The sequence below is a fragment of the Thermoanaerobacter sp. X514 genome (assembly GCF_000019065.1).
GTDB classification, from domain to species: domain Bacteria; phylum Bacillota; class Thermoanaerobacteria; order Thermoanaerobacterales; family Thermoanaerobacteraceae; genus Thermoanaerobacter; species Thermoanaerobacter pseudethanolicus.
Genome location: NC_010320.1, coordinates 1,002,121 through 1,026,134 on the forward strand (window position 1 = coordinate 1,002,121; position 24,014 = coordinate 1,026,134).

A 24,014-nucleotide genomic window follows, 5' to 3' on the forward strand; every position below is an offset into this window, starting at 1 on the left:
GTATGCGAGCTTTTATTTTTATGCTTTAAAATCTCAATTTTGGGGGAATAATATTTTTAGCTGAAATTGCAGTGGAGAAGGAGTTGACAGACCGTGTGGTACATAGTAGCTTTAGTTTTGCTTTTAATAGCAACTTCAATAGTACATATTTCAAAAAATCAGAGATTAAGTAGAGAAGATTCGATTAGGGATTTTGACGATATCATTTTAAATTCGGAAGAAATGGAAAAGCATGCAGCAGAAATAGCGCAGAATCACAACATAATGAAGAGAACTAAATTATCCTATTTGCTAATTCCGCGGATGAATAAAAACTACAACTACATAAAGAATGTTTACAGAAATTTGAACAGCATTTTAAAAGAAGAGGATGTCTATATTTCTCAAGAAGAGGAGTGGTTGTTAGATAACTTTTATATAATCGAAGAGCAAGTTAAGGAAATAAGGAAAAGTTTGTCAAAAAGTTATTATTCGGGGCTTCCAGGGCTTAAAAATGGTTTATTCAAAGGTTACCCAAGAATATATGCTATAGCCTTTGAGCTAGTTCTTCACACTGATGGGAAAATTGATGAAAAAGCCATAATTAATTTTATAAAGGCTTATCAGACAAAGGCTTTGCTTTCCAGCTCTGAGCTGTGGGCTTTAAGCCTTATGATACGTATTGCTTTGGTGGAGAAAATAAAAAAGATTTGCGAGAAAATTGTAGAAACTCGCCACCAAAGGGAAAAAGCAGAAAAGATACTCACATTGCTTTTGGAAAAAGAAATGAAATATGAAGAAGTGAAAAAGCTTATAAGGAACAATATCAATGTTGCAGACAGATTCCCTCTACAATTTATTGAACATTTGGTAAGTAGACTTAGAAAAGAAGGGAGTAATTCTGTTAATGTCATACAGTCTATAGAAAAAATTTTAATGGAGTATGATACTAGCATTAACGATGTAGCAGAAAAGGCTCATCAAATACAGGCAAAAAGGCAAATTTCTATAGGCAATGCTATTACCAGTTTAAAAACTGTTTCCTCTCTCGATTGGGCACAAATTTTTGAAAGTTTGAGTTCCGTAGAGCAAGTTTTGAGGCAAGACCCGGACGGTACATATCCTAAGATGGATTTTGAATCAAGAGATTATTACAGACATGAAATAGAAAAAATAGCTAAATATTATAATACTTCAGAAACTTATGTTGCTAAAAAGGCAATTGAATGTGCAAAAGAAGTGACAGAACAAGAGGGAAAACTAGGATATATAAACCATGTAGGATTTTACCTTGTAGGCAAAGGAAGAAGTATTCTTGAAAATAAGCTGAGTAACAAATCAAAAAGGACAATAAGCTGGAGAAAAATTGCCAAAAAATCTCCAGAGACTTTGTATGTAGGTTTAATTTTAATCTTCCTATTGGTGGAGGAGTTTTTTGCATTAAAATATATAGCAAATTTTTCTAATAAATGGGGGCTATTATTTATCTCTGGTGTAATTCTTCTAATACCTTTTAGTGAAATGTCAGTTCAATTAGTAAATTGGATTTTAGTGCATATTTTTAAGCCAGTAGTATTGCCAAAAATTGAGTTAAAAGAAGGTATTCCTGAAGATGCTAAGACAATGGTAGTTATTTCTTCTCTTTTGCCAGATGAAAAAAGGACAAAAGAGCTGATTGAAAATCTTGAGGTGTATTATCACGCCAACAGAGAAAAGAATTTGTATTTTGGCTTATTAGGGGATTTTAAAGACGCTCCTTTTGAGGTTATGTCGGAGGATGAGAAGATTGTAAAGTGTGCTTTGGAACAAATTGAAAAGTTAAACGAGAAATATTCTAAAAACGGCGAAAAGATATTTTACTATTTCCACAGAAAAAGAAAATACAATCAAATGCAAAAAAGCTGGATGGGCTGGGAAAGAAAAAGAGGAGCTCTTGTCGAATTTAATGAACTTTTAAGAGGGAAGGAAGATACGAGTTTTTATGTAGTTAGTGGAGATGTTGCCAAACTAAATATAAAATATGTAATAACTTTGGATGCAGATACAAATTTGCCTATTGATACTGCTAAAAAATTAGTAGGTACTATGTTGCATCCCTTAAACAAAGCAGTGATTGACAGAGATTATGGTGTAGTAGTAGAGGGATATGGACTATTGCAACCTAGAATAGGCATTGATATAGAAAGCGCAAATGCTACACTGTTTTCTAAAATCTATGCTGGAGAAGGCGGTATAGATCCATATACTACAGCAGTATCAGATGTTTATCAGGATTTGTTCGGAGAAGGCATATATACAGGTAAAGGAATATACGATGTAGATGTATTTAGAGAACTTTTAAGAGATACTATACCGGATAATTCTATTTTAAGTCATGACCTTTTAGAAGGGTCCTTTGTGCGAACCGGTCTTGTCAGTGATATAGAATTGATTGATGGCTATCCTGCTAAATACAATTCCTATATCATGAGACTGCACAGATGGGTAAGAGGGGATTGGCAGTTATTGCCTTATTTGAAATCTAAAATAAAAAATAGAAAAGGAGAAATGGTAAAAAACCCCCTTTCTTTAATAACTAAATGGAAAATTATAGACAACCTAAGAAGAAGTGTTGTTTCAGTTGCCTTGATGTTAATGCTATTTTTAGGATTTAGCCTTTTGCCGGGAAGCAGTTTTTTATGGTTAGGGGTTGCGATTTTAACTGTATTCTTCCCAATTCTACCTGCTTTAGTTGACACTATTTTTAAAGGCCAGTTCAGACACTATTGGGAAAAAAGACATAAAGCCGTGATAACAAGCATAGAAGCCGCTTTTTATCAATCATTACTTAATTTTGCGTTTTTACCCTATCAAGCTTATATGATGGCAGATGCAATAGTTAGAACACTGACGAGACTGTATATAACTCGAAAGAATTTATTAGAATGGGTTACGGCTGCTGACATGGAGAAGCGACTTAGAAATGACTTTGCAAGTTTTTTTAAAAGAATGTGGATAGTTTTAGTAGAGGGATTAGCATTAGTTGCATTAGTTATGTATTTTAAACCCCAAGATTTAATTGGGGCAATAGTGCTTTTTTTCCTTTGGGCAATTTCTCCCTACATTGCTTTTTATATAAGCCAGCCAATAATTTCAAAAGAAAAAACTGTGTCACAAGAGGAAATGGAGGAATTGCGACTAATTGCGAGAAAAACCTGGAGATTTTTTGAAGACTTTGTGACAGAAAGCCAGAATTATCTACCACCAGATAATTTTCAAGAAGACCCGCCTAATGGGATTGCGGAGAGAACGTCACCTACAAACATAGGACTTTACTTGGTTTCAGTAGTTGGAGCAAGAGATTTAGGCTATATAACCACAACTGAGATGGTAGAAAGAATCAAAAAAACCCTCACTACAATTGGAAAAATGGAAAAATGGAACGGCCATTTGTACAATTGGTACAATACGAGGACTTTAGAGCCTTTAAGGCCCTATTATGTGTCTACTGTCGATAGCGGAAATTTAGTAGGTTATTTGATTACAGTAAAGGAAGCAATAGGTGAATTTTTAAATAAACCTCTTATAGATATTGAATTGGCAAAAGGCTTAAAAGATACTATCAAAATGTTGAATATAGAAGGAATTACTGAAGATATTTTTAGAAACATTTTAAATAAAAAAACTTTAATGCCATCTGATTGGGAGGTATTCTTAAGTAAAATTAGTGAGAAACTTTCAAGTACAGAAGATGAGGTAGGAAATATTGAAAGGTTAAAGAATATAATTGGGGCTTTAAAAAGGGAGATGAAAGAATTTTTAGCATGGACAGAATTTGATGAAAGACAGAAAGAGCAAGAAATTTTTAAAAGATATAAGGAGGTTTTTGAAGAACATTCATCTCCAAAAGAATTGGAAAAAGTCTATAAAAACTATTTATTAGAAATAGAAGAAGTTTTTGAAAAAGCTACAGAAGAGGAGAAAGCTTTGTTAAAAAGTCAAAAAGATAAAGTTGCCCGGGCTTTGGAGAAAATCAAAAACTTGGAGGCAGAGATTGAAAATATAAAGAGTATAATTGAAAATTTGGTAGAAAAAACAGAGTTCAGACATTTGTATGATGAAAAAAGACAGTTATTCTCAATAGGATACAATGTTGAGGAGGAAAAACTTACAAAGTCTTATTATGACTTGTTGGCTTCGGAAGCAAGGCAAGCAAGTTTTATTGCTATTGCAAAAAGAGAAATTGATAAAAAACATTGGTTTAAATTGGGCCGGATGCTTGCCATTGAAAATCGTTATAAAGGCTTGGTATCTTGGTCTGGAACGATGTTTGAGTACTTTATGCCCCTTTTAATAATGAAAAATTACCAAAATACTTTATTGGATGAAACTTATGCCTTTGCTGTAAGAGTGCAAAAAAATTATGCTAAAGAATTAGGAATTCCATGGGGTATATCGGAGTCCGGATTTTACGCTTTTGACATAAATTTGAATTATCAGTACAAAGCTTTTGGAGTCCCAAGTCTAGGTCTTAAAAGGGGATTATCCCACGACAAAGTAGTAGCTCCTTATGGGTCTTTGCTGGCTATTGGAGTAGATGTAGAAGGGGTACTACAAAACATAAGGTTCCTTAAAAAAGAAGGAGTTGAAGGGAAATACGGTTTTTATGAAGCGATAGATTATACACCAGAAAGATTTCCTTTTGGCAAGAAAAGTGCGATAGTCAAAAGCTTTATGGCCCATCACCAAGGTATGGTATTTGTAGCTTTGGACAATTTTATAAATAACAATGTAATGCAAAAAAGATTTCACAAAGACCCAAGGATAAAAGCTGCTCAAATATTGTTGCAAGAAAAAATGCCAATGTATTTAGATATAACGAGAGAAGAAAGAGAAGAAGCAAGAAAAATTCAAAAAGTTCGCAAAGAAGATGGGGACTTTGTAAGGATTTTGGGAGAATCAAAAACTTGGCTGCCAGAGGTTCATATTTTGTCAAGCGGAAGATATTTCGTAATGCTTACAGAAAAGGGAACGGGATACAGTAAAAATAGCAGAGGTATTTTCTTGACAAGGTGGAGGAAAGACTTGGCGCAAGATTTTGGTACCTTCATATTTGTTCAAAATATAAACTCTAATACTGTATGGTCAGTCACTTACGCTCCCTTTTACGAAAAAGGTCAAAATTACAGGGTTGTTTTTTCTGCCGATAAAGCAGAGTACTTTAAAAGAGTTGGAAATATAGATACCCACCTAGAAATAGTTATTTCGCCAGAAGATGATGTGGAGATAAGGCGACTTACTTTAAAAAATCATAGTAAACATCCGAGAATATTAGAAGTTACAAGTTTTGGAGAAATAAGCTTAATAGATTTGCCAACAGATGTGGCACATCCTGCTTTTAATAAACTTTTTGTAAAAACAGAATTTTTAAAGGAAGAAGATGCAATTTTAGTCTGCAGAAAGCCAAGGGAACAAGGAAAAAATAAACTATGGGCTGTGCACAAGGTAGCAGTTTTAAGTGGAGAAATTGTGGGAGATACTCAGTTTGAAACTGATAGAGCAAAATTTATAGGAAGAGGAAGAAGTCTAAAAAATCCAATTGCTTTAGAAGCTGATCAGCCCCTTTCCAATACAGAAGGAGCAGTTCTTGATCCTATTGTAAGTTTAAGAAAAAGAGTAAAAGTAATGCCAGGGGAAGTAGCAAAAGTAGTATATATTTCTGCAATAACTGAAACTAAAGAAGAAGCCATAAAAATTGCTGCAAAATACAAAGAGGAAAATGTAGTAGAAAGAGATTTTGAAATGTCGTGGACAAGAAGTAGGGTAGAATTAGATTATCTTAATTTAAAACCCAGAGAATTAGGCCTTTTGCAAAGAATGTTGGCTCACATTTTATTTGTGAGTCCTCAACGCAGGTATAGAGAAGAGATGATTTTGAAAAATGTAAAAGGTCAATCTGGTCTGTGGGCATATGGGATTTCAGGAGATTTGCCAATTGTGTTAGTAGAGATAGAAAAGATGGAAGAAATAGAAATGGTAAAGTGGTTTTTAAAAGCTTATGAATATTGGAAAATGAAAGGGATAAATATTGACCTTGTGATATTAAACAAAGATAAAAGCGGTTATCTACAGCCCTTACATGATAAGATAAAAGAATTAATTAATACTACCTTTTCTTATGACATTTTTGGCAAATATGGAGGCGTATATTTGTTACAGCAAAATAATTTAAAAGAGGAAGATGTATATCTTTTAAATACTGTTGTTGCCCTTAAGTTTGAAGGAGGAAATGAATCTATTTACGACCAGATAATGATTAAAGAGACAAAAAACGCTCCAAAACTTAAAAATTGGGTCAAAAAAGTACAAAATTTTGAAGAAATCAAATTAGAGGAATTACCATTAGATTATTACAATGGTTTTGGAGGATTTAGCTATGATGGCAAAGAGTATATCATAAAGTGGGAAGGCAAAAGTACTCCTGCTCCTTGGATAAATGTGATTTCCAACCCTTCTTTTGGCTTTCAGGTGTCAGAAACAGGAGCAGGGTATACTTGGGCAGAAAACAGCCGGGAATACAAATTGACTCCATGGTACAATGACCCTGTTTTAGACCCCCATGGAGAGGTAATTTATTTAACAGATGAGGAAACAGGGGACAGATGGTCAATTACTCCTTTACCTGCTGGTAAAGCAAAAGTTCATTATATAAAACATGGTTTTGGGTATACTTCATTTGAAACAATATGCTGTGGTTTAAGCCAACACTTAAAGATGTTTGTAGCAAAGGAAGATTCTATAAAGATAAATTTAGTTACCATCAAAAATTTAGGGAATGAAAACAGGAAACTTACAGTATCTTATTACATAAGGCCAGTTTTAGGAGTAACTGATGAGATTACTTCACCGTATCTATTTACAAAATACGATGAAAAAATAGGAGCATTAATGATTAAGAATGTGTACAATGAAGATTTTACTAACAGATTAGCATTTTTGTCAGCTTCGGAAAAGATAAATTCATTTACATGCGACAGGTCAGAGTTTATAGGAGTTGCTTCAAGTTTAACTTCACCCCAAGCATTGGAATATGAGACTCTATCAAATTCTACAGGAATATCATTAGACCCCTGTGCTGCAATACAATTTCATGTAGAAGTAAAAGCTTATGAGGAAAAACAATTTGCAATCTTGTTAGGGCATGGAAAAAACGAAGAAGAAGTAGCGAGGTTGATTTCAAAATATACAAATGTTGAAAATTGTAAAAATGAATTGCAAAGAGTGAAAGAATTTTGGCAATACCTTTTAGGAAGAATACAGGTTAAAACTCCTGACAGGTCGATGGATTTGCTTGTAAACGGATGGCTGCCTTATCAAACAATTGCATGTAGATTGTGGGCAAGGTCAGCTTTTTATCAATCAGGAGGAGCTTATGGCTTTAGAGACCAATTGCAGGATGCTATGAATATGGTATATCTAGAGCCAGAATTTACAAAAAATCAAATAGTCAACGCTTGCCAGCATCAGTTTGTTGAAGGAGATGTGCAACATTGGTGGCATCCTGTATTAAATAAAGGTATAAGGACAAAATTTGCCGATGACTTGTTGTGGCTTCCTTACGTCACAGCTGACTATATAGAAAAGACAGGAGATTGGCCTATACTGGACATAGAAGTAAATTACTTAGAAGATTTGCGTTTAAAAGAAGAAGAGGAAGAAAGATATTCAACACCTCGTATATCTGAAACAAAAGGTACAGTATATGAGCATTGCATAAGGGCTATAGACTATTCATTAAAATTTGGAGAACATGGTTTGCCTTTGATGGGGGCTGGCGACTGGAATGACGGAATGAATAAGGTAGGAAACAAAGGAAAAGGGGAAAGTGTATGGCTTGGCTGGTTTTTGTACACTATTCTTCAGAAGTTTTCGCCCATATGTCAAACTAAAAAGGATGAAGAACATGCAAAAAAGTATCAAGAAATAGCTAATAAATTAATAAAAGCTATAGAAGAAAATGCATGGGACGGAAGTTGGTACAGAAGGGCTTACTTTGACGATGGGACACCTTTAGGATCTGTAGACAATTCAGAATGTAAAATTGATTCCATATCTCAATCTTGGTCTGTTATATCTAAAGCGGGAAAAGAAGTAAGAGTAAAAGAGGCAATGAAGGCTGTTGTAAATTATTTGGTCAATGAGGAAGAAGGGATAATAAAGCTTTTAACCCCTCCCTTTGACAACGGGGATTTAAATCCGGGGTATATAAAAGGATATGTTCCAGGAGTTAGAGAAAATGGGGGTCAATACACTCATGCGGCAGCATGGGTAATACTCGCCTTTGCAGAGCTAGGAGAAGGAGATAGAGCATGGCAACTTTACAATATGGTAAATCCTATAAATCACACCAGGACCCCTATTGAGTGTATGAAGTACAAAGTAGAGCCCTATGTCATGGCTGCAGATGTGTATGCGGTAGAACCTCATGTAGGAAGAGGAGGTTGGACGTGGTATACTGGCGCAGCAGGTTGGATGTACAGAATAGCAATTGAGAACCTCTTGGGTTTGAAAAAATACGGAGAAAAACTTATAATAGACCCTTGTATACCAAAAAATTGGGATAAATATGTGATAGAATATAACTATAAGAATACGAAATACCTAATAGAGGTAAGAAATCCCGAAGGTGTTAACAAAGGTGTAAAAGAAGTATATATAGATGGAGAGCTTGTCACAGATAAGACTATTGATTTAACAAAAGAAGGAAATGGTCATCAGGTGTTAGTGATAATGGGATAAGAAGAAGCTATGACGACTTTTGTCATAGTTTCAATTTGTAGACAAACTTTCGTAAAGTAGATATTTTGCATAAGGAGCGACTTGTTACAAAGCGGTAACAAAACTTAGCGAGACCGAGGGTGGAGGCAGGGCCGAAGCCAAGGATGGCGGAGGCGGGCACCTGAGACAGGACGTCGATTGTGCCCGGGACCCTGCCGGAACCCGAAGGTAAAGCTTAGTTTTGTCGCTTTGGAACACCGGAGCGACGATGCAAAATATCTACTTTAAAAAATTTTTGACTTTGTCAACAAACTAAAGCTATGACGACTTTTGTCATAGTTTCTTATTATCATTTTGCTTTAAGTTACAATCTTAACTAATGCTTAACAATTTGTACACAAATTTTTAATAATTTTGTGATATAATTTCCACACTATGTAAAATGGAGGGTTGAGACTGCTATGATGATAGAGCTAAAAAACGTCACAAAAGTTTATGGTACTCGTAAAGCAGTAGATAACATAAGCTTTTCTGTCGATAAAGGAGAAATAGTTGGTTTTTTGGGGCCCAATGGTGCTGGTAAAACTACCACTATGAAAATGATAACAGGATATATGCCTCCTACCAGCGGTACTATAAAAATTGCAGGATATGATATTGTTGAACAACCGATAGAGGCAAAGAAACATATTGGTTATTTACCAGAGGTACCTCCTTTGTATTTAGATATGACCGTAGAGGCATATCTCCATTTTGTAGGAGGTATAAAAGGTGTTCCTCCAAAAAAGAGAAGAGAAGATGTTGAACGAATTATACATGAAGTTGGTTTGACTGATGTGAGAAAAAGGCTTATAAAAAACTTGTCTAAAGGTTATAAACAAAGGGTTGGACTAGCACAAGCAATCATAGGAGACCCTGATGTTTTGGTATTAGATGAGCCGACAGTAGGTCTTGACCCTAAGCAAATTAAAGAAATAAGAGATATTATAAAAGAGTTAGGGAAAAAGCATACAATAATTTTAAGCACTCATATATTGCCAGAAGTTAGTATGGTATGTGACAGAGTTATTATAATAAATAAAGGGAAAATTGTTGCAATAGATAAGACAGAGAATTTATCAACTGCATTGCAAAATTCAAGGAGATATTTTATAAAAGTGGAAGGGCCTTATGAAGAAGTAGTAAACAGTGTAAAAGAGATTGAAGGAGTAACTAATGTAGAAGCAGAAGTTGATTCAGATAATACGATAAAGTTGACAGTGGAATCTTCTGCTGATAAAGATGTTCGAAAAGATATGTTTTTTGCTTTTGCCAAAAAAGGCTTTCCAATATTAGAACTTAAAATGCTAAATTATAGTCTTGAAGAAGTATTTTTAGAACTTACAACAGAGGAGGAAAGTTACGATGAAAATGTGGGAAATACTAAAGAGGGAGCTTAAAAGCTATTTCTTTTCCCCCCTTGCCTATGTGCTGCTAGGATTTTATCTTTTGATATCTGGATACTTTTTTACAACCTATGTGTTATCTACTCATTATGCTATATTAACTCCAATCTTAGGTAGTATGGTCACTGTTTTTATGTTTATAAGTCCTATTTTGACAATGAGACTTATTTCAGAGGATATGAAGACGGGAACAGATCAACTTTTACTCACGTCACCCGTTACAGTTACTGATATAGTGATTGGCAAGTTTTTTTCTACAGTGTTTGTGTATTTAGTAGCACTTGTAATAACTTTTTTATACCCCATTTATCTTAAATTGTATTCTTCACCAGATATGGGTTCTATCATAGCAGGTTATATTGGAGTGTTTCTAATAGGAGTGACTTTTATATCAATAGGGCTTTTTGCTTCTTCACTTACAGAAAATCAAATGATAGCTGGAGTAATTGGATTTGCTTTAATTCTTGTGCTTTGGTTGATTAGTTGGCTAGGAGACGTGTTTAGTGGAAAAGCAAAAACTATTTTTCAGAATCTGTCTTTCTTTGACAGGCTAAATAATTTTCTAAATGGATTAGTGAATTTAAGTGATGTAGTCTTTTTCATAAGTGTAATTATATTCTTTATTTTCTTGACAATTCGTGTTGTAGACAAAAGACGTTGGAGTTAGGAGGAGAAAAGATGAATAATATAAGGCTAAAGTACGGGACTAATGCTTTTATAATGACAGCTCTTTTACTGGCTATTTTAATATTGGCAAATGTTATAGTCACGCAAAAGCCTGTCAAGTGGGATTTGACTAAAAACAAGCAATATACCCTTTCTGACCAAACAAAACAAGTTTTGAAAAGTCTAAAAACAGATGTAACTGTCTATGCCTTTTTCAAAGAGGGTACTACTTCAAGAGACATGGTAAAAAGTTTGTTAGATCAATACAGAAATGTTTCAAAGAGAATAATTGTCCATTTTGTAGACCCAGATAAGGAGCCGGCAACTGCTCAAAGATATGGAATTACGGATTATGACACAGTGCTTTTTATTGCAGGAAGTGGTGCTAATGAAAAAAGACAGATAGTAAATTCTTATGATATTTTTGGCATGGGTAGTCAGCCTAATACTGCTACTTTTAATGGAGAAGAACAGTTTACACAGGCTATAATTGATGTTACACAGCCTAAAAAATTAAATGCGTATATTCTTCAAGGACATGATGAATTAAACAGTATTGACTATTTGGTGACTTTTAAAAACGCTTTGAGAGGAGAAGGATATAATGTAGAAGATTTAAATATAGGACAGGCAGGAGGAATACCAAAAAATACAGACTTATTAGTTATTGTTAACCCAAGAAGAGACTTTACTGACAAGGAAATGGCTGCTTTAAAAGAATACTTTGACAAAGGCGGAAAAGCAATCATTGCAATGGGGGCAGAATATGGGCCTTTGACTCAAAAATCTGTAAATGAGCTTTTGTCTACTTGGGGTGTAAAATTTGACAATGACGTTGTAGTAGATCCAGGAAGGAATTATTTTATGGACCCGCTTTCTCCAGTTCCTCAGTACAAATTTCATACTATAACTAATAAATTGGATTTATCAAACTTGTACGTTGTAATGCCAATGTCAAGAAGTATTTCTTATCCTGATAAACCAACAGAAAATATAACTATAGAGCAATTGCTTTCAACCAGTGATAAAGCTTGGGGTAAAACCGATTTTAACTCAAAAGATGCTAATTTTCAAAAAGGTGATATCAAAGGTCCTTTAAGCTTAGGCTTAGCTATATCCGATTCAAAGACAGGAATGAAGATTGTAGCTATTGGAAGTAGCATGATGTTTACTGATAAAATAATTACATTGGAAGCTAATAGAGACTTTTTAATGAACAGTGCTAACTGGTTAGCGGATAAGACAACACAGATTTCTATACGTCCCAAATCCCTTGAGTTTAATCAGATTTTCCTAACCGGCAAACAAGCTGCTATGCTTTTTTATACCACAGTTGTAATTATTCCACTGGTGATGTGGATAATTGGAGGATACATGTGGTATAGGAGGAAGACATTATGAAGATTTTTAAAACCACTATTGTTTTGCTGGTAATATTCGCTGTTCTTTTTGGCTACTATTTTTATGAAAGTAAGACCAATAAACCTGTTAAAGAAGACAACAAAATTTTTACCTTCAAAAATAACGATGTAAATTCTTTAAAAATAGAAAAAGAAGGGAAAACTTTAATTGATTTTAAAAAAGAAGGCGATACATGGTTTATAAAAGAACCTATTGACTACAAAGCAGATAGCATTTATGTTGATGAATTATTAGACAGCTTGACATCTCTCACTTTTGATAGAACGTTAGAAGGTGATTTATCCACTTATGGTCTTGACAAACCTTCTTATGCGATAAAAGTATCTTTGAAAAATGGAAAAAGCTATTCACTTTTTATAGGTAATAAATCTCCTGTAAAAGAAAATTACCAAGAGGGTTATTATGCAAAAACTGATGGAGATAAAATTTACAGAGTCAATGCTTCTTCTTTAGAGAATTTCTTTCTGACAGATGATTACGTATATAAATATATGGAAAAATTTGTAGTGTCTATTCCAAAGAATGAAATAACTAAATTAGTTTTCTATCAAGATAGAAAAGAGTATCAAATACAAAAAGATGAAAAAGATAACTGGCAAATTGATGGGAAAGCTATTAAAGCTGATGATGTAGACAATCTCTTAGACGGAATAGTATTACTTCAAATTAGTGGATTAGATGAAGGAAAAAATATTTCACAGGGAGAAACACCTTTTGCTTTTGATGTGTATGGCAAGAGCAAAGTAGAAAAAATAAGCTTTGCTAAAAGAGATGCAGAAAATAAATATGTGCTTATTAATGGACATTGCATAGGACAATATGTAACTTTGAAAGACATAAAAAATCTGCAAGATACTTTTGATAAGCTTATTAAATGAATTATAGAAAGGCAGAAACTGTTAGTTTCTGCCTTAAATTTATACTAAGCTTTTAAATGCAAAGTGCGTTGGAGGAGTATTTAATGTAATTTTTACTGCGAACAGTAAGTAGTTTGAATATGTTGAGCTTTATAGAAGAGTTTAAGGCATAAAAAGGTTTTTGGGGAGTTTAAAAATTTTTATAAATTTTTTTCTCTGTAAAAGAAGGAATTTTAAAAAAGATGTCGAATATATAATATAAAAAGATAGTTACCGATTACATGAATTATTAAAAATATCCTGAAAATATCGCATTTATCGTGTATGTAACAGGTTTCGAAAATAAAAATAAAAAATAAGTTTGGAGGATAAGTTGTGATTTTTAAGAAAAATAGTGGCTGGGAGAAAGAGAAAAAATTTTTTAAAAATAAGGAGGAATTTTTGAAAAAATGTCGAATATATAATTACATAAAGATAGTTACCGATTACATTAAATGACGATAAATATGTAGATTCGCAATTTAACACTAATGTAACAGATTTCATTAACTAAATTTAATAAACAGCTGTAGAAATCCCAAACAATATACAAATTACAAGTTTTAGTATTCAAAAACAAGAAGGAATTTACAAATTTACGTCGAATATTTATATTATACAAATAGTTACCGATTACATATACAATCGGTAAATCATATTAAAATAAGTCTTTGAATCATACGTAATAGATTACAAGGAGTGTGAGCAAATGGCTACAATAAGGGATGTTGCAAAGTTGGCTGGGGTTTCTACAGCTACAGTTTCAAGAGTTTTAAATGAACAAGGAGGTGTGAATAGCGAAACAAAACAAAAAGTTTTGGATGCAATTAAAAAGCTAAATTACAAACCGAACACTATAGCTAAAAATTTTAGACAAAATAAGACTGACACGATTATTGTTGTGATTCCCGATATTACTAACACTTTTTTCTCAAAAATACTTTTGGGTATGCAAGATGTTGCAAATGCAAACGGATACAATGTGCTTTTATGCAATACCAATAATGATGTGGAGAAAGAACTTGAATATATAAGGTTTACAGAAAGAAGAGGAGCAGATGGAATTATCTTTTTAACAGCAAGAGTTAATTATACTAACATTTTGGAATTAACTAAAACTTGTCCAGTAGTTGTGGCTTGTGAATATATAGACAATTTAGACATTCCTACTGTTTCTATCAACAATTTTAAAGCTGCTTATGAAGCTTCTGAATATTTAATAAAACTAGGGCATAAAAAGATTGCGTATATAAATGGTCCTGAAGGTATTGTATTATCCAGAGATAGATTAAGAGGATATAAGGCGGCTCTTGAAAGATATGGAATAGAAATTGATGAAAAACTTATTTTTGAAGGAGACTTTTATTACGAAAGTGGTTATAAACATGCAAAGCAAATCTTAGAAAACGAAGCAACTGCTGTATTTACTGCATCGGATGATATGGCTGCAGGCTTTATAAGATATTGCATAGATAATAATATTAAAGTACCGGAAGAGGTTTCAGTGGTAGGATTTGATAATATTAAATTGGCTTCTATTATAAAGCCTGAATTAACTACTATAGCTCAGCCAATGTATGAAATTGGGACTACTGCAATGGATATGCTCATCAAATTGATTAAAGGGGAGGAGGTGGAAAAGAGAAACATAGTGTTAGAACACCAATTGATTGTGAGAGAAAGTTGTATGCCCTATGAAAAAAATTGTGTGAAAAGTAAAGGATACTGAGTAAAAAGTTTGGAGAAAATGCAACAAATATTTCGAATAATTAGAAAGGAGATTTGATATGAAGGTAGGTTATATGACCAATGCATGGGGGAGTGTAGTAGGACATCCTGCGGGTGTCACTTCTGTAAAAGATCTTTTTTATCTATCTACTGGACCTACAGAAGAAGCAGTTAAGTCAATTTCAAAAGTCGGATATGAAATGATTGAAATTTTTGATGGAAACCTAGCTCAATATGAAAATGATAAGAAAAAGTTTAACGATCTCTTGAAAAGCTTTAATTTGAAACTTTTAGCTGTGTATTCTGGAGCCAATTTTATATTTGATGAAATACTTGAGGACGAATTTTATAAGCTTGAAAAAGCTATGAAATTGGCTGTTGAGTTTGGAGCAAAACATTTTGTGGTTGGTGGAGGCGCAATTCGTGCCAATGGTATTACGAATGACGATTATAAAAAACTTGCTGACGGGTTAAATAGACTAGTAGATTTATCGAGTAAATATAATCTTATTGCAAGTTATCATCCTCATTTAGGAACTATTGTTCAGGCTCCTGATCAACTTGACAAACTTATGGAACTTACAAAAATAAACTTGTGTCCTGATACAGGTCATATAGAGGCAGGGGGTGGTAATGCTGTAAAAGTTGTAGAAAAATATAAGGATAGGATAAAGTATATACATTTGAAAGATTATCATGAGGGCGGCTTTTATCCTTTAGGTAAAGGCCATATAGATTTTAAACCTATATTAAACACGTTACTAAATTGTGGACATGAAGTAGATTTCACTGTTGAAGCTGACGGTTATAATGGGGACCCAGAAGAAGCGGCGATTGAGTCATATAAATACCTGTCTCAGGTATTTAATGAAAATAAATAAAAAATAAAAAAAGGGGGAAAGGAATATGAAAAAAATAATGGTGGTGCTTTTAAGCATAATTTTCATTCTTAGTATAGCTTTAGTAGGATGTGGAAAAAGTTCACAAAGCACACCTAATAACTCTCAAACATCAAATTCATCTACAACGTCACAAAGTGAAACTTCACAAACACAGGACATGGCTGTTTCTTCTCAAGACCAAGTATTGAGTACTGGTCCGCACGGAGAAAAAGCAACTTTAGCTACAACTTTAAAACTTACAGATGAAGAAATTGCAAAAATTAAAGAAGGGCATTATACTGCTGCTATAGTACTGCATTATGCAGGTAATGACTGGTCTACTGCTCAAGTTGAAGGTTTGAAAGATACCTTTGCTAAATTAGGAATTAAAGTAGTAGCTGTAACTGATGCTAATTTTAAAGCGGAAAAGCAAGTGTCAGATATTGAAAATGTGTTGGCATTAAAACCAAATATAATAGTAAGTATTCCAGTTGATCCTGTTTCTACTGCTCCAGCATACAAAAAAGCTGCTCAACAAGGGGTAAAGTTAGTATTTATGGATAATGTACCAGATGGTTTACAACAGGGCAAAGATTATGTAAGCGTTGTTTCTGCAGATAATTATGGAAATGGTGTTATAGCTGCAGACATCATGGCAAAAAATTTAGGATATAAAGGGAAAATTGGAGTAATCTATTATGACGCTAATTTCTTTGTTACAAATCAGAGAGTGGAAGCTTTTGAAAAAACTATTAAAGAAAAATATCCTGATATCAAAATTGTAGCTCGTGGCGGTTTTACTGATCCTAATGCTGTAGGTTCTGTAGCGGACGCCATGTTGACAAAACATCCAGATCTTAATGGTATTTTTGCAGTTTGGGATGTTCCTGCAGAGCAAGTAGTAGCATCTGCAAAAGCAGCAGGAAGGAATGATCTTGTGATTACTACCATCGATTTAGGAAATAATGTTGCTAAGATTATTGCAGAAGGAGGACTTGTTAAAGGACTCGGAGCTCAAAGACCATATGATCAAGGTGTGGCTGAAGCCACACTGGCAGCTTATGCGCTTTTAGGAAAGGAAGCTCCTCCTTATGTAGCTGTTCCTGCATTAGCAGTCACTAGAGATAACATTCTTGAAGCTTATAAACAGGTCTATCATAAAGATCCGCCAGATTTTTTGGTAAATGCAGTTAAAGGGAAATAAGATGTATTTTGATTGTTAGCCATTCTTTTCTCAATTTAAAACAAAAAGGAGACAAAAAATTAGTTAAATTAATTAAAAATAAAATTAAAAGTTAAAAAATAAAAAAGATTAAAAGGAGTGGTTGTGTTATGAAAAAACTTAATGTCGGATTAATTGGTGCAGGTTTTATGGCAAAAGCACATGCTATGGCTTATGCAACTATGCCAATGTTTTTCTGGCCAGCGCCTGCTATTCCAGTAAGAAAAGTGATTGCTGATATTACAGAAGAAGGTGCTAAAATTGCAGCTGAGCGATTTGGGTTCGAAAAATATACTTCAGATTGGCGGAAAATTATAGAAGATCCGGAAATAGATATAGTAGATATTGTCACGCCTAATGATACTCATGCTGAAATAGCGATAGCTGCTGCTAAAGCAGGAAAACACATTTTTTGTGAGAAACCAATTGCCCGAACTAGTGAAGAAGCAAAGAAAATGTATGAAGCAGTGACAAATGCGGGTGTAAAAAATATGCTTGCTTTTAATTACAGGAGAACACCTGCTGTTGCACTTGCAAAGAAGTTTATAGAGGAAGGAGCAATAGGGAAAATTTTAAACTTTAGAGGTACTTATCTTCAAGATTGGTCAGCAGATCCTTCTTCACCATTATCTTGGAGATTTCAAAAGTCTATTGCAGGTTTAGGAACATTGGGGGATATTGGAACACATGTAATTGATATTGCAAGATATCTTGTAGGAGAATTTGACGAAGTAGTTTCTATGATGAATACTTATATAACAGAAAGACCTATTCAAGAAGGAGTGGTTGATAAGCTTGGGACAGTAAAACTGGAAGGAAGTGTAAAAAAAGGACCTGTTGATGTAGATGATGAAGCATCTTTCATGATAAAGTTCAAAAACGGAGCTGTTGGGAGTATAGAAGCTACTAGAAATGGATGGGGCAGAAATAATTTCCTTACATTTGAGATACATGGTGAAAAAGGTTCTATTTTCTTTAATTATGAAAGAAGAGACGAGTTACAAGTGTATTTTGCAGATGATCCAGTAGATAGGAGAGGTTTTAGAACTATATATACAGGTCCTGCTCATCCATATGGTGAAGCTTTATGGCCAATTCCCGCCTTAGGAATCGGATATGGAGAAACAAAGATAATAGAATGTCATGATTTTATAAAATCAATTATTGAAGATGTAGAAGCGTCACCAAACTTTGAAGATGGTTATAGGATTTCGTTAATATGTGATGCAGTAGTAAAATCAGCTGAAGAGAAGAGATGGGTAAAAGTAGATTTTGGTAAATAAAAATTGTTACAAAATTTGATTTTTCAGTCCCCTTGTAATAAGGGGACTGAAAAATCCTTGATTATAGATTTATTCGAGGTGTAGAGAAATGAATGAACAGTATATACTCGAATTAGAAGGTATTCATAAATCTTTTAATGGAGTTAAAGTACTTGAAAATGTGAATTTTAAAGTAAAAGCGGGTGAAGTTCATGCCTTGGTGGGAGGCAATGGAGCAGGAAAGTCAACACTTATGAAAATTTTAACAGGAGTTTATAAGTGTGATAAAGGTGTTATAAAAATAAATGGAAAAGTAATAAAAATTGAAGATCCTAATGATGCAAAAAAATATGGAATACGCATGATTTTCCAAGAATTAAGTTTGGTTCCTACTTTAACAGTGGCTGAAAATATTTTTCTTACGAATGAACCAATTACAAAAGGATTTGCAATTAATAAGAGAATTATTCAAGAAAAAACAAGTAAACTTTTGAAAGAATTTGATATAGATGTAGACCCAAATGCACGCGTAAGCTCATTAGGAGTGGGATATTGTCAACTTATTGAAATAGCAAAGTCTTTAGCTACAGAGGCAAATATTCTAATAATGGATGAACCCACAGCATCTTTATCTGAGGCAGAGACAAATATTCTTTTTAATTTTATAAAAAAGTTAAAAGAAAAAGGCGTATCAATTATATATATATCACACAGAATGAATGAAATCTTTAAAGTAGCTGATAGGATAACAATTTTAAGAGATGGGAAAAATGTTATAACTACTGAAATTGATAAGATAAATATTCAAGAAATTATTGAGTATATGATGGGGTCGAAAGTTGAAAAGATTTTTGAATGGCAAGAAAGAGATCAGATGATAGATAATGACTATATTTTAGAGGTAAAAGAACTTACTGTTAATTCTCAAATAAAAGACATCAGTTTTAAATTGAAGAAAGGGGAAATTTTAGGTATTGCGGGTTTAATGGGAAGTGGACGAACAGAAATTCTAGAAGCAATATTTGGAATAAGAGAAAAAATAAAAGGTGAGATTTTAATAGAAGGAAAAAGAACTGAGATAAAAAGCGTTAAAGATGCAATTTCAGCAGGAATAGCATTAGTCCCGGAAAACAGACGAGAACAAGGACTTGTTCTGATGCACTCGGTAAAAGAAAATATTATATTGCCAAATTTGCAAAGATTACTCCATGTTTTTGCAATAAATACTAAGAAAGTTAAGATGCTAGTAGAAACGAGTATTAAAGAATTTTCCATAAAAACTGATAGTATAAATAAACCTGTAAGATTTCTTTCAGGTGGTAACCAGCAAAAAGTAGTTATTGCTAAATGGTTAAAGACAAATCCGAAAGTATTGCTACTTGATGAACCTACAGCTGGAGTAGATGTAGGTGCTAAAGGTGAAATTGTTAACATAATTCGGGAATTTGCTAATAGTGGTAAAGGTGTGATTGTTGTTTCGTCCGAATTGGCAGAATTGCTTGCTGTATGTGATAGGATATTGATATTAAGTAAAGGTAGGATAATAAATGAATATTTACGAAAAGATATTGAATCTGAGGAGGTCTTACAACATGCCATCCAACAATAATACTAGCAAAATAAGATATTGGAATATAAAAAATATCGAATGGCGAAAATATATAGTCTATATTGCGTTTGTAATAGTATTTTTATTCTTTGCCATTACTCTTCATGACCAAGGTTTTACGAGTATTTCAAATATATTGAATATTACTCGACAGACTGCGATGATTTCTATCATGGCAGTAGCTATGACTTTTGTGATAGGTGCAGCTCAAATTGACTTGTCGGTTGGTTCTATTACTGCTCTTACTTCTTTAGTTACAGCGTTAATATTAGCTAACAATGGTGGAATCATCATGGCAGTATTGGGAGGTTTAGCGACGGGAGCAATAATAGGTGCTATTAATGGCTTTTTTATAACCAAGATTAATATTCCTGCTTTTTTAGTAACCTTAGGAACAATGGGAATTACAAGAGGTTTGGCGATGTGGATTACAGATACTGCGGCAGTACCAATTTCTAATAACACTTATAATTTCATTTTTGGATTAGGAGATATTTATGGCTTCCCTATACTTTTTATATGGACATTAGTTATCTTGATAATAGGACATTTTGTTTTGAATTATACCCCCTTTGGCAAATATACGTTAGCGACAGGTGGTAAGGAAGAAGCTGCAAAATATACAGGAGTAAATACTCAAAAGATAAAATTTATGGTAATGCTGTTTTCGGGTATTATGGCAAGTTTTGCAGGATTATTGTATGCAGGTAGAATGCAAGCAGGAAGATATAGTTATGGCGAGGGGGATGAATTATCAGTTATTGCAGCTGTAATTTTAGGTGGTACAAGTCTCTCGGGTGGTACAGGATCAGTCATAGGGTCGGTTTTTGGTTCGCTGATGATGGGAATGATCAATAACGGCCTTATTATTGCGGGACTGAGTGTAAGTCAGCAAATGATCGTGAGAGGTGTTATTATAATTTTGGCAGTAGCTTTGGGAAGCAAAACAAATACAAAAAATTAAAGCATTATCAAAATTTTAATAATAAAAGAGGAGGAACTCATCGAATGAAACTGGGTTTTGTAAGCGCAATATTGGAAGAATTAAGTTTTGAGGAAGTTATAGATTTTGCTTCGCAAAATGAGTTTTCATGTGTGGAGATTATGTGTTGGCCCAAAGGAGAAGCTGAGAGACGATATGCAGGAGTGACTCATATAGATGTTTCCGAAATTGATGAGGGAAAAGTAAATTATATTAAGAATTACCTCAATAAAGCAGGTATAGAAATTTCAGCGCTAGGATATTATCCTAATCCTTTAGATCCCGATCCGGAAAAGCGTGAATTTTATATAGAACACATAAAAAAAGGAATAAAAGCGGCAAATAAACTTGGCATAAAAAATTTCAATACTTTTATTGGAAGAGATCAAACTAAAAATGTTGAAGAAAACTTAAAAATGTTTGTAGAGGTATGGAAACCAATAATCAAATTCGCTGAAGAACACAACGTGAGAGTTTTAATTGAAAATTGTCCTATGCTTTTTACAAATGACGAATGGCCTGGTGGGAAAAATTTAGCAACCACTCCTGCTATATGGCGAAGAATGTTTGAACTTATTCCAAGTGAGAATTTTGGGTTAAATTACGATCCTTCACATTTTGTATGGCAACAAATGGATTATATAAAGCCATTATATGAGTTTAAAGATAAGATACATCATATACATTTTAAAGATACTAAAATTTTTAAAAATAAATTGGATGAAGTTGGAATTCTTGCAACACCTCTCGAATATCAATCACCAAAAATTCCGGGTCTTGGCGATATAGATTGGAAAAAATTTATATCAGCGCTTTATGACATAAAATATGAAGGTCCTGCTTGCATAGAAGTGGAGGATAAAGCTTTTGAAGATTCTTTAGAGCATAAAAAACGTGCATTAATAATGAGCAAGAATTATCTAAAACAATTCATTGTATAATTTTACGAAACTTGCATTTCATGAGGTTAAATTTTCTTAGAAAATATAGCTAACAAAAATAATAAAGGTGATGAGAAGAATGAGAATTGGCGTTGACCTTGGAGGCACTAACATAGCTGTTGGATTAGTGGATGAAGAAGGACGTATAGTAGCTACAGATAGCAGACCGACAAAACCGGAAAGAGGTTATGAGGCGATTGCCAAAGACATAGCGGATATAGCTTTTGAACTTATTAAGAGGAGTAATCTAAGTGTAAGTGACATTAAGTCAATGGGAATAGGAGTCCCGGGTGTAGCAGATAGCGAAAAAGGCATAGTAATACGAGCGGTGAATCTCTTTTGGACAAAAGTTCCCCTTGCAAAAGAAATAAGAAAATACATTGATTTGCCAATATATATGGGCAATGATGCAAATGTAGCGGCTTTGGCAGAGGCGATATTTGGCGCTGGTAAAGGCTCAAAGTCCTCTATCACGCTTACTTTAGGTACAGGAGTAGGATCTGGCTTTATTCTCGACGGCAAAATATACAACTGTGCTCATCATTTTGCACTTGAGCTTGGACACATAGTGATAGGAGACAATGGTGTAAGGTGTAACTGTGGTAAGATTGGATGTTTGGAAACATATGCTTCAGCTACTGCTTTAATAAGAGAAGGGAAAAAAGCAGTAGAGAAGAATCCCAATTCTCTTATTTTAAAATTGGCAAATGGGGATATAGAAAGCATAACAGCTAAAAATGTAATTGATGCTGCAAAGCAGTATGATGAGCAAGCGATGAGAATTTTCAATGATTATGTCAAATACCTGGCTGTTGGAATTGTCAATGTCATAAACATGTTTGACCCTGAAGTGATAATATTGGGTGGCGGCGTTGCAAATACGGGAGATTTTCTCATAAAACCCCTCAAAAAAGAAGTGGCGGAAAATATTTTGTTTAAAGACCTTCCTTATGCTGACATAAGGAAAGCAGAACTTGGAAATGATGCGGGAATAATTGGTGCAGCTATATTAGATTAAATTATGGTAGAGGAGGAGATGTAAAAAATGAGAAAAATAAAGGTTGGAATAATAGGTACGGGTTTTATAGGACCTGCACATATTGAAGCTTTGAGAAGATTAGGGTTTATAGAAGTAGCAGCAATTGCAGATGTTAATCAAGAAATAGCAAAGCAAAAAGCAGAGTTATTAAATGTAGAAAAATATTATGGTGATTACAAAGAATTATTGAAAGATCCAGAAATAGAATCAGTTCATGTGTGTACTCCTAATTACCTCCATTATAAAATTGCTAAAGATGCTTTATTGGCAAACAAACATGTAATATGCGAAAAGCCTTTAGCTATGAATTCTTCTGAAGCTGACGAACTTATTAGAATTGCAAAAGAGAAAAAACTTGTGAATGCGGTACATTTTAATTTAAGATTTTATCCTTTAATGCATCATGCAAAAAAAATGATAGAAGAAGGTGAATTAGGGCAGATTTTTGCAATAAATGGTTCATATCAGCAAGATTGGCTTTTTTATGATACAGATTTTAACTGGAGACTTTTGCCTGAATTTAGTGGAGATTCTAGGGCGGTTGCAGACATAGGTTCCCATTGGTTGGATCTAATCGAATTTGTTACAGGAATTAAAGTAAATGAAGTGTGTGCGGATTTTGCAACATTTTATCCTATAAGGAAAAAACCACTAAAACCTGTTGAAACCTATGCAGGGAAATTGTTAAGTCCAGAGGATTATGAAGAAGTAAAGATTGAGACTGAAGATTATGCTACAGTACTCTTAAAATTTAATAATGGAGCACATGGATCAATGACTGTAAATCAGGTTGCAGCAGGACGAAAAAATAGATTATATTTTGAGATTTACGGTTCTAAAAAGTCTATAAGTTGGGATTCAGAGAGACCTAATGAACTTTGGATTGGAAGAAGAGATGGGACTAATGAAATTTTAATTAAAGACCCTTCGTTATTAAATCCTTATGCTAGAGAAATAACTAGTTTCCCTGGAGGACATAACGAAGGTTTTCCTGATACTTCTAAACAGATGTTTAAAAAAGTTTACAAATATATACTTCAGGATGGTCATCTTAAAGGAGAAACTCCTGATTTTCCAACTTTTGAAGATGGACGTCGCGAATTATTCTTATGTGAACAAATAGTAAAGTCTGCAAAAGAAAATAAGTGGGTTGTAATTGAGTAAAATCAAGTAGGAGGGAGGCGA

The 24,014-nt window shown here is 33.7% G+C and carries 14 protein-coding genes; all 14 read left to right on the forward strand.

Annotated features, from left to right (window positions below; genetic code table 11):
- The first annotated feature begins 93 nt into the window (after positions 1–93).
- On the forward strand, positions 94–8,757 hold the full coding sequence (locus TETH514_RS05010) for a GH36-type glycosyl hydrolase domain-containing protein (RefSeq protein WP_009052799.1): 8,664 nt from the start codon (positions 94–96) through the stop codon (positions 8,755–8,757).
- Between the two features lie 440 nt (positions 8,758–9,197).
- Positions 9,198–10,175, forward strand: coding sequence for an ABC transporter ATP-binding protein (locus TETH514_RS05015; protein WP_003867490.1), 978 nt, complete (start codon positions 9,198–9,200; stop codon positions 10,173–10,175).
- A complete protein-coding gene (locus TETH514_RS05020) occupies positions 10,141–10,848 on the forward strand; it encodes an ABC transporter permease (RefSeq protein WP_003870609.1) in 708 nt (235 codons plus the stop codon). The genes TETH514_RS05015 and TETH514_RS05020 overlap by 35 nt, the downstream gene beginning before the upstream one ends.
- A gap of 11 nt (positions 10,849–10,859) precedes the next feature.
- Positions 10,860–12,248, forward strand: coding sequence for a GldG family protein (locus tag TETH514_RS05025; RefSeq protein ID WP_009052798.1), 1,389 nt, complete (start codon positions 10,860–10,862; stop codon positions 12,246–12,248).
- Entirely contained in the window at positions 12,245–13,147 is a 903-nt protein-coding gene (locus tag TETH514_RS05030) for a DUF4340 domain-containing protein (RefSeq protein ID WP_009052797.1), read from the forward strand. Before TETH514_RS05025 ends, TETH514_RS05030 begins: the two co-directional genes overlap by 4 nt.
- A 727-nt stretch (positions 13,148–13,874) precedes the next feature.
- Positions 13,875–14,894 (forward strand): LacI family DNA-binding transcriptional regulator, encoded by a 1,020-nt coding sequence (locus TETH514_RS05035; RefSeq protein ID WP_009052796.1) that lies wholly within the window; start codon positions 13,875–13,877, stop codon positions 14,892–14,894.
- Positions 14,895–14,952: 58 nt separating this feature from the next.
- Positions 14,953–15,774 carry a sugar phosphate isomerase/epimerase gene (locus TETH514_RS05040; protein WP_004400615.1) on the forward strand — a complete coding sequence of 274 codons (822 nt, stop codon included), beginning with the start codon at positions 14,953–14,955 and terminating at the stop codon, positions 15,772–15,774.
- Positions 15,775–15,799: 25 nt separating this feature from the next.
- The gene (locus TETH514_RS05045; RefSeq protein ID WP_004400613.1) at positions 15,800–16,978 is read left to right on the forward strand and encodes a substrate-binding domain-containing protein; all 1,179 of its coding nucleotides are present in this window, start codon (positions 15,800–15,802) and stop codon (positions 16,976–16,978) included.
- A 128-nt stretch (positions 16,979–17,106) separates the two neighbouring features.
- Positions 17,107–18,279, forward strand: a complete 1,173-nt coding sequence (locus TETH514_RS05050; protein WP_004400611.1) for a Gfo/Idh/MocA family protein — start codon at positions 17,107–17,109, stop codon at positions 18,277–18,279.
- Positions 18,280–18,367: 88 nt separating this feature from the next.
- A complete protein-coding gene (locus TETH514_RS05055; protein WP_004400609.1) occupies positions 18,368–19,867 on the forward strand; it encodes a sugar ABC transporter ATP-binding protein in 1,500 nt (499 codons plus the stop codon).
- Complete coding sequence (locus TETH514_RS05060; RefSeq protein ID WP_004400607.1) at positions 19,851–20,831, forward strand: ABC transporter permease; 981 nt, start codon at positions 19,851–19,853, stop codon at positions 20,829–20,831. Before TETH514_RS05055 ends, TETH514_RS05060 begins: the two co-directional genes overlap by 17 nt.
- Positions 20,832–20,875: 44 nt before the next feature.
- Positions 20,876–21,790: a sugar phosphate isomerase/epimerase gene (locus TETH514_RS05065; RefSeq protein ID WP_004400606.1), complete on the forward strand. Its 915-nt coding sequence runs from the start codon at positions 20,876–20,878 to the stop codon at positions 21,788–21,790.
- A gap of 79 nt (positions 21,791–21,869) precedes the next feature.
- Positions 21,870–22,808, forward strand: a complete 939-nt coding sequence (locus TETH514_RS05070) for an ROK family protein (protein ID WP_009052795.1) — start codon at positions 21,870–21,872, stop codon at positions 22,806–22,808.
- Between the two features lie 27 nt (positions 22,809–22,835).
- A complete protein-coding gene (locus TETH514_RS05075) occupies positions 22,836–23,993 on the forward strand; it encodes a Gfo/Idh/MocA family protein (RefSeq protein WP_004400602.1) in 1,158 nt (385 codons plus the stop codon).
- Positions 23,994–24,014: the final 21 nt, after the last annotated feature.